Genomic DNA, 14,473 nt, shown 5'->3' with positions numbered 1-14,473 from the left:
GGTAGCAGGAACCTCTGAAGACCGGTCGGAACATCAGCGGCGGAGGCGCCACAGAAACGCCTCCGCCAACAGATTAATCAAGACATGGGGATTTACGGCAGGGTGAACGTCCCTCGGTCAGCCCTGCCGGCCCCCGGGCTCCCCGGCGGACCGGGCCTCGGCGAGCGCCCGCAGGGCGCGCGCGTCGGCGATGGCGCGCTGCTTGGCGATGCCGGGCTGGATGCCGAGGGCGGGCAGGCTGGTGCCGTCGCTGAGGTTGAGGAACACCCAGGGATCACCCGGTCGGAGGTTCACCTGAAGGATCTCGGCCCAGTCCAGACGGCGCCTGCTGGCGATGTTCACCACGGTGACACCGGACTCGTCGGCGACGACCTTCACGCGGGCCAGCATGGCCAGCACGCCGAACATGAGCGCGCCGGTGAGGATGAAGCTGAGGCGTTCGCCCGGTCCGAGCTTCTCCAGCAGCAGCGCGATCGCCGTGATGACGACGAAGATCGCGGTGCCCGCGGTGAGCAGGACGGCCCGGGTGCGGCCCGGCCGGAACGTGACGGGCAGGGTGGGCAGTTCGGAGGACATCGGAGTACGGCTTCTCGGTTCAGAGGCGGCAGGCGTGGATGGCCGTGGTCAGGATGGCCCGGGCGCCGATGTCGTACAGGTCGTCCATGATGCGCTGGGCTTCCTTGGCCGGAACCATCGCGCGGACGGCGACCCAGCCCTCGTTGTGCAGCGGCGAGACGGTCGGGGATTCCAGGCCCGGGGTGAGGGCGACCGCCTTCTCGAGCTGCTCGACGCGGCAGTCGTAGTCCATCATCACGTACGTCCGTGCGACCAGGACGCCCTGGAGGCGGCGCAGGAACTGCTGCACCTTGGGCTCCTCGCCGTCCGCGCCGGTGCGGCGGATGACGACGGCCTCGGACTTCATGATCGGCTCGCCGACGACCTCCAGGCCGGCGTTGCGCAGCGAGGTGCCGGTCTCGACGACGTCCGCGATGACCTGGGCGACACCGAGCTGGATGGCGGTCTCGACGGCGCCGTCCAGGTGGACGACCGAGGCGTCGATGCCGTTGTCGGCGAGGTGCTTGGCGACGATGCCCTCGTAGGAGGTGGCGACCGTCTTGCCGTTCAGGTCCGCCAGGTCGTGGCCGACGGTGCCCGGCTTGGTGGCGAAGCGGAAGGTGGAGCGGGCGAAGCCCAGCGGCAGGATCTCCTCGGCGTTGGCGCCGGAGTCGATCAGCAGGTCACGGCCGGTGATGCCGATGTCGAGCTGACCGGAGGAGACGTAGATCGCGATGTCGCGGGGGCGGAGGTAGAAGAACTCGACCTCGTTCTCCGGGTCGACGATCCGCAGTTCCTTGGACTCGCGGCGCTGCTGGTAGCCGGCCTCATGCAGCATCTCCGCCGCAGGGCCGGACAGTGAACCCTTGTTGGGGACGGCGATGCGCAGCATGAGGTCGGCTTCCTTCGTTCGCTCTTACGGTGTGCGGGTTGCTGGTGCTCAGAGGTGGGCGTAGACGTCGTCCAGGGAGATCCCGCGGGCGACCATCATCACCTGGACGTGGTACAGCAGCTGCGAGATCTCCTCGGCGGCCGCTTCCTTGCCCTCGTACTCGGCGGCCATCCAGACCTCGGCGGCCTCTTCGACGACCTTCTTGCCGATGGCATGGACGCCCTTGCCGACGAGTTCGGCGGTGCGGGAGGTGGCGGGGTCGCCGTTTGCGGCCTTGTGCTGGAGCTCGGTGAAGAGCTCCTCGAACGTCTTCTTGGACATGGTGACGCTCAGCCTATGCCACATACGCCTTTCGTCAGCGCCATGGTTCAGATACTGAGCGGAGCGTGGCTGCCGTGGCCACCGCCGCCGTCACCGCCTCGTGCCCCTTGTCCTCGTTGGAGCCCTCGATGCCCGCCCGGTCCAGGGCCTGCTCCTCGGTGTCGCAGGTCAGCACGCCGAAGCCGACGGGGACGCCGGTCTCGACCGAGACCTGGGTCAGGCCCTGGGTGACGCCCTGGCAGACGTACTCGAAATGGGGAGTGCCGCCGCGGATGACGACGCCGAGCGCCACGATCGCGTCGTAGCCGCGGCCCGCGAGGACCTTGGCGACCACCGGCAGTTCCCAGCTGCCGGGGACCCGCAGCAGGGTCGGCTCGTCGATCCCCAGGTCGTGCAGGGCGCGCAGCGCGCCGTCCACCAGACCGTCCATCACCTTCTCGTGCCACTGCGCCGCGATGACCGCGACCCTCAGGTCGCCCACATTGCGTACGGACAGCTCCGGTGCGCCCTTGCCGCTCACGTTCTTGAGTCTCCTCGGTGTGCTCTTACTGGTTGCCGCAGGTGGACAGGGCGGCCTCGGGGGCCGGGTCCAGCCAGGGCAGGTCGTGGCCCATCCGGTCGCGCTTGGTGCGCAGGTACCGGAGGTTGTGCTCGCCCGCCTGTACGGGCATCGGCTCCCGCTCGGTGATCTTGAGGCCGTGAGCGAGCAGCGCGTCGGACTTGTCGGGGTTGTTGGTCAGCAGGCGCACGCTGCGCACGCCCAGGTCCGCCAGTATCTGTGCGCCGGCGCCGTAGTCGCGGGCGTCGGCGGGCAGGCCGAGTTCGAGGTTGGCGTCGAGGGTGTCGCGGCCGCGCTCCTGGAGTTCGTACGCGCGCAGCTTGGACATCAGGCCGATGCCCCGGCCCTCGTGTCCGCGCAGGTAGACGACGACTCCCCGGCCCTCGGCGCGGATGCGCTCCAGGGCCGCCTCCAGCTGAGGGCCGCAGTCGCAGCGCAGGGAGTGGAAGACGTCGCCGGTGAGGCATTCGGAGTGGACGCGGGCGACCACGTCCTCGCCGTCGCCGATCTCGCCGTGGACGAGGGCGACGTGCTCGACGCCGTCGACGGCGGAGCGGTAGCCGTACGCGGTGAAGGTGCCGTGGGCGGTGGGCAGATGGACCTCGGCCTCGCGGCGGACGGTGGGCTCGACGGCCGGCTCGGACAGGACCGGCTCGTGCTCGGAAGGCTGCGGCGCGGCCTGCTCCGGCGACTCGGTGCTGCGCAGGTGGGCGATCAGGTCCTCGATGGAGATGATCGTCAGGCCGTGCTTGCGCGCGAAGGGGATCAGCTGGGGCAGCCGCAGCATCTCGCCGTCCGCGCCGGCGATCTCGACGATGGCGCCGGCCGGGCGCAGCCCCGCGAGCCGGGCCAGGTCGACGGCGGCCTCGGTGTGGCCGTTGCGGACGAGGACGCCGCCGGGCCTGGCGCGCAGCGGGAAGATGTGGCCGGGGCGGACGAGGTCGGACGGCTCGGCCTTGCCGCTCGCGAGGAGCTGAAGCGTGGTGGCCCGGTCGGAGGCCGAGATGCCGGTGGTCACACCGTGCTCGGCGGAGGCGTCCACGGAGACGGTGAACGCGGTCTTCATCGACTCGGTGTTGTCCTCGACCATCTGCGCGAGCCCCAGCCGGTCCAGTTCCTCGGGCTCCATGGGGGCGCAGATCAGGCCGCGGCACTCGCTCATCATGAAGGCGACGATCTCGGGGGTGACCTTCTCGGCGGCGATGACGAGGTCGCCCTCGTTCTCGCGGTCCTCGTCGTCGACGACCACGATCGGGCGGCCCGCGGCGATGTCGGCGATGGCCTGCTCGATCGGGTCGAGCGTGAGGTCCTCGACGCCTTCGGTGCGGTACAGAATCGGTGCCGTGGTCATGCCGGCGCTCCTTCCAGGACGGGCCGCGCGTCGTTGCGGGAGCGCAGCCACCAGTCGCGCATGCCCCACAGGACGAGTGCGCCGTAGATGACGTAGACGAAGCCGGAGAAGGCGTAGCCGTTGGCGAAGTTGAGGGGGACGCCGACCAGGTCGACGAGCAGCCAGGCGAACCAGAACTCGACCATGCCGCGCGCCTGGGCGTACATGGCGACGATGGTGCCGACGAATATGTAGGCGTCCGGCCAGGGGTCCCAGGACAGGGTCGGGTACGCCTTGAAGAGCACCGCCACCGCGACGGTGCCGGCGGCGGCCGCCGCGACCATGGCCGCGCGCTCGCGCCAGGTGGCGAACCGTACGGCGATGTGGCCGTCCTCGGCCCGGGCCTTGCCGCGCTGCCACTGCCACCAGCCGTACAGGGCGACGAGCATGACGACCGCCTGCTTGCCCGCGCTGCCGGTGAGGTGGCCGAAGAAGGCGCCGAAGAGGATCAGACCGGCGAGGAACTGCACGGGCCAGGTCCATATGGAGCGCCGCCAGCCGAGGGCGAGGGCGGCCAGGCCGAAGAGGTTGCCGACCATGTCGGACCAGAGGATGTGCTGGCCGAAGACGGTGAACGCCACGGAGTTCAGTGAGTTCACCGGGTCGCCGCCTCTTCGGAGGTGGCCCGGTCGCCCAGCATCCGCTCGACGTACTTGGCGATGACGTCGACCTCGAGGTTGACCGGGTCGCCGGGCTGCTTCAGGCCGAGCGTGGTCAGGGCGAGGGTGGTCGGGATCAGGCTGACGGTGAAGAAGTCGGGCCCGGCGTCGACGACGGTGAGGCTGATGCCGTCGACGGTGATGGAGCCCTTCTCGACGACGTACCGGGAGAGGTCCGCGGGGAGCGAGATCTTCACGATCTCCCAGTTGTCGGAGGGCTTGCGCTCCAACACCTCGCCAGTGCCGTCGACATGGCCCTGCACGATGTGCCCGCCGAGGCGGGCGCCCACGGCGGTGGGGCGCTCCAGGTTGACGCGGGAGCCTACGGCCAGGACGCCCAGGCTGGAGCGGTTGAGGGTCTCGGCCATGACGTCGGCGGTGAACTCGTCGCCCTCGTGGTCGACGACCGTGAGGCAGACGCCGTTGACCGCGATGGAGTCGCCGTGCTTCGCGCCGTCGGTGACGACGGGGCCGCGCACTCGGAAGCGACAGGCGTCGTCGAGGGTCTCGACGGCGGTGATCTCGCCCAGCTCTTCGACGATTCCGGTGAACACTTCCCGGGTCCTCCTGCCACATTGGGGCACGGACTCCGGGGCCTGTCGATGACGACAGAATGTACGAGCAGGGACACCGGGGGCGACGCCGGACAGAGCTCGCCACATGGACGAACCGGTACGGCGGCGCGCACGAATGCCCGCCCGCCGCGCACTGCCTCCCATCCGGACTTTAACCGTCGGTCCAGGAATTTCACCTGGTCAACCGGCCGCTGGAGGCGACCGGGTCGCGGACTGTAACCGCCGGTTCGGACTTTCACCGACCCCGGAGTGCGCTGCTTCTGGTACAGGGCCAGTCTGCCACGCCTGATCGGCATCCATGCGGGTGAATCCTGTGGGCTGCCTCACAGGCGGCTCCACCGGCCTTCGGTGGCATGTGCGGACGATCCAACTCCCGCATGCGCGGCGAGCCTTGAGATTGGTCCATACCTATTGACGCTATGGTCTAGTCCTCTCTAGGGTCGGCGCAACTCCCGACGGTTCGCAACCCCGTCGCCCCCCGTGACTTCTTCCGGTGGGGAGCGCGGGGCACGCAGACGGCCCGGTGGCGGTGACGACGGCCCTTGCCCGCCGCCGGGTCCTCCAACTCCCGTTGCCGGCGGCCCTGGCACGCCTGGGCGTGACGTCGTATGTCACATTCCGCGCCGGGTACTCGTCCCAGTTGGCGAAGGGCGCCCCACCAGGGGGCGCCCGGCGTCCGAAGGGGCTGAAGCGACATGACCACGATCCTGGTGACCGGCGGCACCGGAACACTCGGCCGGCTCGTCACGGAGCGGCTGCGGGCGGGGGGCGACGAGGTGCGGGTGCTCAGCCGGCATGCCCAGCCGTACGCCGTCGACCTGCGCAAGGGTGGTTCCGGCCTGGCCACGGCGGTTGCGGGCGTGGACACGATCGTGCATTGCGCGAGCTCGCCGGGCGGCGGTGACGAGGAGGCTGCCGAGCATCTGATCGCGGCGGCGCGGAAGGCCGGCGTACGGCACCTGGTGTACATCTCGATCGTCGGCGTCGACCGCGTGCCGTACGGCTACTACCGGACCAAGCTCGCCGTGGAGAAGCTGGTCGAGGAGTCGGGGCTGGGCTGGACGGTGCTGCGGGCGACGCAGTTCCACGACTTGCTGGTGAAGGTGTTCCGGATCGTGTCCAAGCCGCCCGTCATGCTGCTGCCGGCCCGGGTGAAGGACCAGCCGGTCGATGTGGCCGAGGTCGCGGACCGGCTCGCCGAACTGGCTCTGGGAGCCCCGGCCGGGCGGGTCGAGGACATGGGCGGCCCCGAGGTGCGGACCCTCGATTCCCTGGCTCGCGCGTACCTCGAGGCGACGGGCCGCAGGCGGCTCGTGGTGAGCGTGCCGCTGTGGGGGAAGGCGTACGGGGGCTTCCGCTCGGGTGGCCATCTGACGCCGGGGCTTGCGGTGGGCAAGGGGACGTTCGAGGAGTATCTGAGGCGGCTCGTCGGGGGCGGGCGCAGCGCCTGACGGCGATCCGCCACACGTCGGCGCCGTCGGGGTTTCGCATACGGCGGCGCGCGGCGACCCGGCGGTCGGCTCGTCCGGCGGCACAGCGAGCCAGCAGCACAGTGGCCCGGCAGCACAGCGATCCGGCAGCACAGTGGCCGAGCACTCCGCAGCTCACCGTTCCGGTGGCGTGAACAGCTCGTCCTGTGCGGCGTCCCGCGCCGTGAGCAGCGCCCCGCGCAGGACCGCGCCGCCGCCCAGGCCGCTGGGCCGCACCACGGTCGCCAGGGGCGACATCCGCCGGATCCGCTCCTCGACCCGCCGGGCGAGTTCCTGCGCGCCTGCCTGCCCGACCTCGCCGCCGAGGACCACGCAGCCGGGGTCGAGGACGGCGACGACGGAGGCGACTCCGATGGCGAGGCGGTCGGCCAGGGCGTCCAGGAAGCGGGAGGCGGACGCCGGGGTGTGGAGCGGACCGGCTGACGGTGCGGTGCCGGACGCGCAGGGGGACGAGTCGGTGGGCGCCTCCGTCATTGCTCCCCGCTCCGCGCGCTCATCCCCGTCCACCGTCTCCTCGCCGCCTGCCGCGACCAGTGCCACCGCGTCCCTGACCACCCCGGCGGCCGGCGGCTCGTGCACGGTGCCGCCTTCGGCGGTCAGCCCATAGGCCCCCGCCAGTTCCACGATCGCCGCCGCCCCCGCCAGCGAGTGGAACCCGCCCTCGCAGTCCACCGCCGACGGCAACCCCGTCGTCCCCGGCACCGGCAGGAACCCGATCTCGCCGGTGCCGCCGGAGGCCCCGCGGCGCAGGGCGCCGTCGAGGACCACGGCCGCGCCGGTGCCGTGGCCCAGCCACAGGAGCACGAAGGTGTCCCGGTCTCGGGCCACCCCGTCGCGCTGCTCCGCGAGGGCGGCGAGGTTGGTCTCGTTCTCGACGGTGACGCGGGCCTCGGGGAGCCGTTCCTGCAGAGCCGCCACCAGTCGGCGGTGCCATGCGGGCAGGCCCGAGGAGTCGCGCAGTTCGCCGGTCGCCGGGTCGATCAGGCCGGGCGCGCCGATGCCCACCGTATGGAGCCGGTCGGCTCCCGCCTCCTTCACGACCCGCTCGACCAGCGCCACCGCCTGCTCCACGGCGGGCCCGGTCGCCATGTCGCCGCCGATCGGCACCGACGCCTCGGCGAGCACGGCCCCGACCAGGTCGGACACCACCACCGAGACGCCCTCGGTACGGACGTCCAGCGCCGCCAGATGGGCGCGGCCGGCGACGATGCCGTACAGCTTGGCGTTGGGCCCGCGCCGCTGCTCCCCCGCCTCGCCGACCACCTCGATGAGGCCGGCGTCGGTGAGGCGTTCGACGAGGTCGGCGACGGTCGGACGGGACAGGCCGGTCAAGTGCTTCAACTGCCCTGCCGTCAACGGGCCCTCCTGCTGCAGCAGTCGCAGGGCGAGCCGGTCGTTGATGGCCCGGGCGGTGCTCGGGGATGCGGGCATGCCGGGATCCTTCCAGATCGGCGGGGCGGTGCCGCGGACGGCCGGACGTACGGCAGCGGGTGGCCGTAAAGGGACTCTATCTATCAGGCAGGGTTCCTGATAGTTTACGCGCGGCTCGATCAGCAGGCGAGGACCGGGAGGGGTCGGACAATGAGTGAGGTGGTCTACGACCTGCGCGAGGTGAGGCGCGCCCGGTACGCCGTGGCGGCCGTCTTCGCCGTGCACGGTGCCGTCACCGGCTCGTTCGCGACGCGGGTGCCGTGGATCCAGGACCATGCCGGGGTCAGCGCCGGCCAACTCGGGCTCGCGCTCGCCTTTCCCGCGCTCGGCGCGTCCGTGGCGATGCCGCTGGCCGGCAGTGTCAGCCACCGGTTCGGCGCCCGGAACGCCCTGCGCGGACTGATCGCCCTGTGGACACTCGCACTCGTCCTGCCCGCCCTCGCCCCCAACCTGCTGACCCTCTGCCTGGCTCTGTTCGTCTACGGCGCCACGGCGGGCATGGCGGACGTGGCGATGAACGCGCTCGGCGTCGAGGTCGAGAACCGGCTGGACCGGTCGATCATGTCGGGGCTGCACGGGATGTGGAGCGCCGGCGCCCTGATCGGCTCGGCGGCCGGCACGCTCGCGGCCCATCTGGGCTCGGACGCCCGGCTGCACCACGCGCTCGCGGCGGCGACCCTCACCATCCTCGGTGTCCTGGCGTGCCGGTGGGTGCTCGATCTGCAGCCCGCCGAGGACGAGGAGCCGCCGCCCCGGTTCGCGCTGCCACCCAAGTCGGCGCTGCTCATCGGCGCGGTCGGGTTCTGCGCGGTCTTCGCGGAGGGCGCGAGCCTGGACTGGTCGGCGGTCTATCTGCGGGACCAGCTGGACACCTCGGCCGGTCTCGCGGCCGCCTGCACGACCGGGTTCACGCTCACCATGGCGATCGCCCGGCTCGCCGGCGACAAGGTGGTGGACCGCTATGGGGCCGTACGCACGGTTCGGTTCAGCGGCATCCTCGCCACGCTCGGCGGACTGCTCATCGTCGTGTCGGACGCGCCGGCCCTGGCGATGACCGGGTTCGCGCTGCTGGGTCTGGGCATCGCCGTGGTCGTGCCGTTGTGCTTCGCGGCAGCGGGCCGCAGCGGCCCCAACCCCTCGCTGGCGATAGCGGGTGTCGCGACGATCACGTACACCTCGGGGCTCATCGCCCCGAGCGCGATCGGCGGCATCGCCCAGGCCACCAGCCTGATGGTGTCGTTCTGTCTGGTCACCCTGCTGTCCTCGGGGCTGGTCGTGTTCGCGCGCGTCCTGCGCGCCGGCGACCGCGACCGCCCGAAGGTCAGCAGCCCGGACGCAGCAGTGCCCGACCCGCGGCCCTGAAGCCCTCGCTCCAGGGCGCCGGCCGCAGCGTCCCGGCGTCCAGCCGGACCATGACCCGGGTGCCGTGGGCGTAGGTCACCGACCCGTCGGCCGAGCAGAAGCGGAAGCCGTACGTCAGGCCGGTGTTGCCGAGCCGCTCCAGCCAGGGATGGACGGCATAGGCGCCCGGCTTGGTGACCGGCGCCTCGTAGCCCCAGTCGCCCACGAAACGGAAGCCGTGCTCCTGCCACAGCTCGGCCCAGGCCCGCTCCACCATCAGCGGGTAGCGGGCGTTGTGCAGCAGCCCGCTATCCTAAGCGGGCGCTCAGCATCCCAGATCAACCCGGGTCGGCGCCGCGCCTGGCGTCCCCCGACAATGGTCCGCCCCGGCCCACCTCAAGTCACAGAAGCCGCTGCTCGACGAGGGCACCTCGTCGTACGACGAGCAGGGCGACGCGAGCGACACCGGCGGGGCGACTCAGCGCGCCAAGTCATAGGCGTACGACGCCGTGAAGGTCCCGGGCTTCCCCTTGCACCCGTCCGACTCCCCCGGCAGCTTCACCCACAGGTAGGCGTCGATCCGCGCCTCCTCCGTGGCGAGCGTCGGCGCCCGGCCCAGTTTGCGGCCCGCCGGATCGCACCATTCGCCGTCGGTTGGGGCACCGGCGCCGTTGCGGCTGGTGTCGATGACGGCGCCCAGGCTCGCGGGGCCGCCGAGGGCGTCGAGGACCTGCCGGTCGTAGGCGATCTCGGCGGCCGTGGCGTGGAAGTTGGAGACGTTGCTGAAGACCCCGTCGGAGGACGCGGTCGAGGCGGCCCCCGCCTGCCGCAGCCACGCCGCCTGCTTGCCGGGCGCGTTCCAGCCGGAGTGCCCGGCGTCGTAGTACACGCGGGCCTTGGGGTTGGCAGCCTTGAGGACGCGTCCCGCGCGGGCCAGCGAGGCGAAGCGGTCGGCGCGTTCCGCGGCGGAGAGGCACTCCGACTGGGCGATGGAGTCGGGCTCCAGGATCACGATGACGTCGCCGGAGCCCAGCCCGGCGGCGAACCTGTCGATCCAGGCGTCGTACGCGTCGAGGTCGGGCGCCCCGCCCTGGGAGTGCCCGCCGCAGTCACGGTCCGGGATCGCGTACGGCACGACCACCGGCACCCGGCCCGACGCCGAACCGCCCGTGGTCACCGCGCGGACCCGGGCGGTGATGGTGGCCGGCGTGAAGTCGGCGAACCACACCGCCGCCGGCTGGGCGGCTATCCGGGACTCGATGACGGCGTGGCGCGGGTCGCCGGCGTTGTCGCGGACCCATGCGAGCACCTGGGACTCGGGGTGGCGGTAGAGGCGGGCGGACACCACGGTCGGCTGCTGCTTCCTCTCGGTGGCGGTAGGCGACGGCGTGGGGCCGGCCTTCTTCTTCGGGGTCGGAGAGGCAGGGCTCGGAGAAGGAGAAGCCGGTGCGGGGGACTTCGTGACGGACGGGGACGGCGGCGGCACGATCGGCAGGGACTCCAGGCTCGGCGAGCGCGTCACCTCGGGTGGCCCGGCCTCGTCGGAGCGTGCTGTGTCGTCGAGCGCGGACATCATGCCGGTCACCGTGCCGACGGCGACCACCACCGAGGCCGCCACGACCATGGCATGGCGCCGGGCCGCCCTCCTTCGCTCGGACCTGCGTGCGGCCAGTCGCTGGGCACGTAAGCCTGACACGGTCCTGCTCCCCCCTCCCCCACGGCGAGCCCGTCCCCCACAGCGAGCGCGTTCCCCCGTTCTGGGGAAGCGCCGGGCCCGCCGACACTCCCGTCAGCCTAAAGCTGGGACTCTGCCCCCATGGCGCAATGCGAACAATTCACCACACCCGTGGACGCGGTCATCTCCCGTATGCGCGCCCTCGACGCGGCCCTGCCCGAGCGCGACGGGGTGGCTGTCTTCAACCGCGTCTACCTCACCGTCACGGAGGCGGTCGACCGGCACATCGACGGCGGCCGGTTCGAGGACGCGCGGGCCGCGATCACGCTGGACGCGCGGTTCGCGGAGCGGTATCTGGCGGCGGTGGAGGCGGCCGAGGACGAGCGGCGCACACCGGCCTGCTGGCGGCCCCTGTTCCAGATGCGCCGCCATCCGGGCGTACGACCGCTGCAGTTCGCACTGGCGGGCATCAATGCGCACATCGGGCACGATCTGGCGCTCGCCGTGGTGGACGCCTGTCGTAGCCTCGGCTGCGAACCCGCCGAGCTGGAGGACGAGTTCGACCGGGTGGGTGATCTCCTCGTCTCGCTGGAGGAGCGCATCCGCGAAGATCTGATGCCGGGTCCCGACCTGTTCCAGATCGCCGACCCGCTCACCCATCTGCTCGGCTCCTGGAGCCTGGAGCGGGCCCGGGACGCCACCTGGTCGACGGCGCGGGCGCTGTGGGCGCTGCGCGGACTCCCGGACTTCGCCGCGGAGTTCGCCGAGCGGCTGGACGCGGCGGTGGGGTTCGCGGGACGCATGCTGCTCACGCCGCTGCCCGACTGAGCCGGGGCCGACTGGCGGTTCCGCGCGCTCGCAGTACGTTGGCCGGTGGGGGCCCGACCGATCGCGAAGGAGCACTCCGTCATGACCATCCGTCTCGGACTCGGCCTTCCCCAGCTCCGGCAGTACGACCTCGCCAAGGACGTGACGGACGTGGCCCGCACGGCCGAGCGGATCGGATACGACAGCGTGTGGGTGTACGAGCGGGCTCTGGTCCCCGAGTCCCCGACCCAGGGCCTGTACGGCATCCCGGGCCTGCCCTGGCCGGACTACTACCGGGGTATGGCCCATCCGCTGGTCACCTTGACCCTGGCCGCGGCGGTCACCGAACGGGTCCGGCTGGGCACGGGCATCTTGGTCGCACCACTGCACGGTCCGTTCCAGCTCGCCAAGGCCCTGGCCTCGCTGGACGCGGCGAGCGGCGGCCGGGTGGTCGCGGGGCTGGGCCCGGGCTGGTCGACGGACGAGTTCGCCGCGGCGGCCGTACGGCCGTACGAGGAGCGCGGCAAGGTGCTGGAGGAGACGATCGACGTCTGCCGGGCGGTGTGGGGCCCGGACCCGGTGTCCTACGACGGCCGGATGACGAAGATCGACTCGGCCGTGGTCGGCCCCAAGCCCGTACGGCCGATCCCGATCCTGGTGGCCGCGTCGGGCAGGAAGGCGCTGGCGCGGGTCGTGGACCGCGGCGACGGCTGGATCCCGGTCGCCATGGGCGCTCAGGCGTATGCCGACGGTTGGCACCGGCTCCAGGACATCGCCGCCGAGCGCGGCCGCACGCAGCCGATCGAGCGGGTGCCGCGGGTGAACGCCCTGTACTCGGCCAAGGCCTACGACGGCGACGACCGTCAGCCCTTCCAGGGCAGCGCCGACCAGATCGTGGCGGACCTCGCGGCGCACGCCGAGGTCGGTATGGACGAGGTCCTCCTCGACCTTCAGACCACTCCGCGCGACGCCCAGGAGCTGAAGGACGTCGCCGCGGAGGTGTACGAGAAGGCACGGGCCGCCGGGCTGTGACGGGCCGGGCCCTTGAGGGCTCAGTCCTCCGGGAGTGCCACCGGCGCGATCTCGTCGTAGACGTCACCCGGGCCCGGGTTGCTCGCGTCCGTCGCCCCGCCGAAGTGGTGCATGACGCCCCAGACCGCGTTCAGCGCGGTCTGGACGGCGCCCTCGGCCCAGCCGGCCGTCCAGGAGATGTCGTCGCCGGCGAGGAAGATGCCCCGCTTGTCCTCGGGCAGCCGGTCCTGCATGAAGTGCGTGAACAGGCGCCGCTGGTAGCGGTAGTGGCCGGGCAGGTTGGCCTTGAACGCGCCCATGAAGTAGGGCTCGTTCTCCCAGGAGACCGTCACCGGGTTGCCGATGATGTGCTTGCGGATGTCGACCTTGGGATAGATCTCGCCGAGCGACTTCAGCATGACCTCCATCCGCTCGTTCGCGGACAGCGGCAGCCACTTCAGGCTGTCGTCGCACCAGGTGTAGGACAGGCAGATCACGGCGGGCTTGTCCGGGCCGTCGTCGAGGAGGTAGGTCCCGCGCGTCATCCGGTCGGTGAGCGTCATCGACATGACGTCCCGGCCGGTCGGATTTCCCCTGTCGTCGACGGCCTTGTCCAGCCAGAACGGCCGGTCGACCGGCACGAACAGCTTCGACGACTCCATGTAGTGGGTGCGCTCGATCGCCGTCCAGTGGTCGATCGGGAAGAGCGAGTCGTCGCAGGCGATCTTGGAGAGCAGCATCCAGGACTGGGCGGTGAAGATCGCCGCCTGGTAGGTGCGGATGTCGCCGTCCGCGTCGGTCACGGTGATCCGGTTGCCGGCGGTGCGGTGCAGACGGGTGACGGCCGGGCGGGGCGAGCCGTTGTCGTGCAGGGACTTCAGGGACGTCCCCTGGGCCCAGTGGACGATCTTCTCCGGCTCACGCTCCCACAGGCGCAGCGGCAGCTGCTGGGAGCCGCCGACGATGCCGCGGTGGTGGTCGTCGGCCTCGGTGTAGACGACGCGCAGGATCTCCAGGATGGAGTTCGGGAAGTCGGTGTCCCAGCCGCCGGTGCCGAAGCCGACCTGGCCGAAGATCTCGCGGTGCCGGAAGGACTTGAACGCCTCGGAGTCGCAGAGGAAGCCGTAGAACGTCTGGTTGTCGAGCTTCTCGACGAGCTTCGCCCAGATCTCCCGGATGCGCGGCACGTCCCGCTCCCGCATGGCCCGGTTCATGTCGGAGAAGTCGGCGCCCTCTTCGAGGCACTTGTTCCACGCTTCGGCGACGTCCCGGTAGACCTGCGGGAGATCGTCGATCGTCTCGGCGTAGTGGCTCTCGCCCTTGAGGTCGACGACCGTCGAAGGGGTCGCCTCGGCAAGGGGGTTGGGGAAGGGACGGGTCTGCAGGCCCACCAGGTCGATGTAGTGCTGCAGGGTTGTGGAGGACGGCGGGAAACGCATCGCGCCCATCTCGGCCGTCAGACCCTCGGTGCCGGGGCCGTCGAAGCCGACGGTGCGCAGCCGGCCGCCGATCTCGTCGGCCTCGTACACGACCGGCTTGAGGCCCATCTTCATCAGCTCGTACGCGGCGACGATGCCGGACAGGCCGCCGCCGATGACCGCGACCTCGGTGCCGTGCTCGGTCGCCGGTATCTGGCCGAGCCCCGCCGGGTGGGCGAGGAAGTCGTCGTACGCGTACGGGAAGTCCGGGCCGAACATGGTGATCGGCGGCAGCTGCTGCTCGTCGGTGTGCTCGACGGCGTTGGGCACCATGGACGTCATGGGGTAC

General features: G+C 71.4%; 14 protein-coding genes, 1 pseudogene and 1 riboswitch. Of the genes and pseudogenes, 4 read left to right on the top strand and 11 right to left on the bottom strand.

Annotation, left to right across the window (positions count from 1 at the left end; translation table 11 throughout):
* Positions 1-117 precede the first annotated feature (117 nt).
* Genes IF78_RS0131365 through IF78_RS0131335 form a run of 7 tightly spaced genes read right to left on the bottom strand, consistent with a single transcriptional unit; the run spans position 118 to position 4,930 of the window.
* Positions 118-576 carry a PH domain-containing protein gene (locus IF78_RS0131365; protein ID WP_031486116.1) on the bottom strand — a complete coding sequence of 153 codons (459 nt, stop codon included), beginning with the start codon at positions 574-576 and terminating at the stop codon, positions 118-120.
* Positions 577-595: 19 nt separating this feature from the next.
* Positions 596-1,447: an ATP phosphoribosyltransferase gene (gene hisG, locus IF78_RS0131360; RefSeq protein WP_031486115.1), complete on the bottom strand. Its 852-nt coding sequence runs from the start codon at positions 1,445-1,447 to the stop codon at positions 596-598.
* 48 nt (positions 1,448-1,495) lie between these two features.
* Positions 1,496-1,768 (bottom strand): phosphoribosyl-ATP diphosphatase, encoded by a 273-nt coding sequence (locus IF78_RS0131355; protein ID WP_031486114.1) that lies wholly within the window; start codon positions 1,766-1,768, stop codon positions 1,496-1,498.
* A 34-nt stretch (positions 1,769-1,802) separates the two neighbouring features.
* A complete protein-coding gene (gene ribH, locus IF78_RS0131350) occupies positions 1,803-2,288 on the bottom strand; it encodes a 6,7-dimethyl-8-ribityllumazine synthase (RefSeq protein WP_003988915.1) in 486 nt (161 codons plus the stop codon).
* A gap of 25 nt (positions 2,289-2,313) precedes the next feature.
* Positions 2,314-3,678 (bottom strand): bifunctional 3,4-dihydroxy-2-butanone-4-phosphate synthase/GTP cyclohydrolase II, encoded by a 1,365-nt coding sequence (locus IF78_RS0131345; protein WP_031486113.1) that lies wholly within the window; start codon positions 3,676-3,678, stop codon positions 2,314-2,316.
* Positions 3,675-4,316, bottom strand: coding sequence for a nicotinamide mononucleotide transporter family protein (locus IF78_RS0131340; RefSeq protein WP_031486112.1), 642 nt, complete (start codon positions 4,314-4,316; stop codon positions 3,675-3,677). The genes IF78_RS0131345 and IF78_RS0131340 overlap by 4 nt, the downstream gene beginning before the upstream one ends.
* Positions 4,313-4,930 (bottom strand): riboflavin synthase, encoded by a 618-nt coding sequence (locus tag IF78_RS0131335; protein ID WP_031486111.1) that lies wholly within the window; start codon positions 4,928-4,930, stop codon positions 4,313-4,315. The genes IF78_RS0131340 and IF78_RS0131335 overlap by 4 nt, the downstream gene beginning before the upstream one ends.
* A gap of 147 nt (positions 4,931-5,077) precedes the next feature.
* Positions 5,078-5,208: riboswitch (FMN riboswitch) on the bottom strand.
* Between the two features lie 438 nt (positions 5,209-5,646).
* Here IF78_RS0131335 and IF78_RS0131330 point away from each other — a divergent pair.
* Positions 5,647-6,402, top strand: a complete 756-nt coding sequence (locus IF78_RS0131330; RefSeq protein WP_031486110.1) for an SDR family oxidoreductase — start codon at positions 5,647-5,649, stop codon at positions 6,400-6,402.
* 153 nt (positions 6,403-6,555) lie between these two features.
* Here IF78_RS0131330 and IF78_RS0131325 read toward each other — a convergent pair whose 3' ends face one another.
* Positions 6,556-7,872, bottom strand: coding sequence for an ROK family transcriptional regulator (locus IF78_RS0131325; RefSeq protein ID WP_031486109.1), 1,317 nt, complete (start codon positions 7,870-7,872; stop codon positions 6,556-6,558).
* A gap of 150 nt (positions 7,873-8,022) precedes the next feature.
* Here IF78_RS0131325 and IF78_RS0131320 point away from each other — a divergent pair, with 150 nt between their 5' ends.
* Positions 8,023-9,234 (top strand): MFS transporter, encoded by a 1,212-nt coding sequence (locus tag IF78_RS0131320; protein WP_031486108.1) that lies wholly within the window; start codon positions 8,023-8,025, stop codon positions 9,232-9,234.
* Here IF78_RS0131320 and IF78_RS0131315 read toward each other — a convergent pair.
* Positions 9,194-9,520: pseudogene (locus IF78_RS0131315) on the bottom strand (acyl-CoA thioesterase); the annotation flags it as partial. The gene IF78_RS0131320 and the pseudogene IF78_RS0131315 sit on opposite strands and share 41 nt — an antisense overlap.
* Positions 9,521-9,691: 171 nt before the next feature.
* Positions 9,692-10,837, bottom strand: coding sequence for a glycoside hydrolase family 6 protein (locus IF78_RS0131310; RefSeq protein WP_031486106.1), 1,146 nt, complete (start codon positions 10,835-10,837; stop codon positions 9,692-9,694).
* A 192-nt stretch (positions 10,838-11,029) separates the two neighbouring features.
* On the opposite strand from IF78_RS0131310, the gene IF78_RS0131305 reads away from it, so the two are divergent.
* Both IF78_RS0131305 and IF78_RS0131300 read left to right on the top strand, forming a co-directional pair.
* Positions 11,030-11,716, top strand: a complete 687-nt coding sequence (locus IF78_RS0131305) for a DUF5995 family protein (RefSeq protein WP_031486105.1) — start codon at positions 11,030-11,032, stop codon at positions 11,714-11,716.
* An 81-nt stretch (positions 11,717-11,797) separates the two neighbouring features.
* Positions 11,798-12,727 (top strand): LLM class F420-dependent oxidoreductase, encoded by a 930-nt coding sequence (locus IF78_RS0131300; protein ID WP_031486104.1) that lies wholly within the window; start codon positions 11,798-11,800, stop codon positions 12,725-12,727.
* A gap of 20 nt (positions 12,728-12,747) precedes the next feature.
* Here IF78_RS0131300 and IF78_RS0131295 read toward each other — a convergent pair whose 3' ends face one another.
* Complete coding sequence (locus tag IF78_RS0131295) at positions 12,748-14,466, bottom strand: flavin monoamine oxidase family protein (RefSeq protein WP_031486103.1); 1,719 nt, start codon at positions 14,464-14,466, stop codon at positions 12,748-12,750.
* Positions 14,467-14,473 lie beyond the last annotated feature (7 nt).

It is taken from the genome of Streptomyces bicolor (genome assembly GCF_000719285.1).
GTDB classification, from domain to species: Bacteria; Actinomycetota; Actinomycetes; order Streptomycetales; family Streptomycetaceae; genus Streptomyces; species Streptomyces bicolor.
This window is presented reverse-complemented; position numbering and strand designations above follow the sequence as displayed.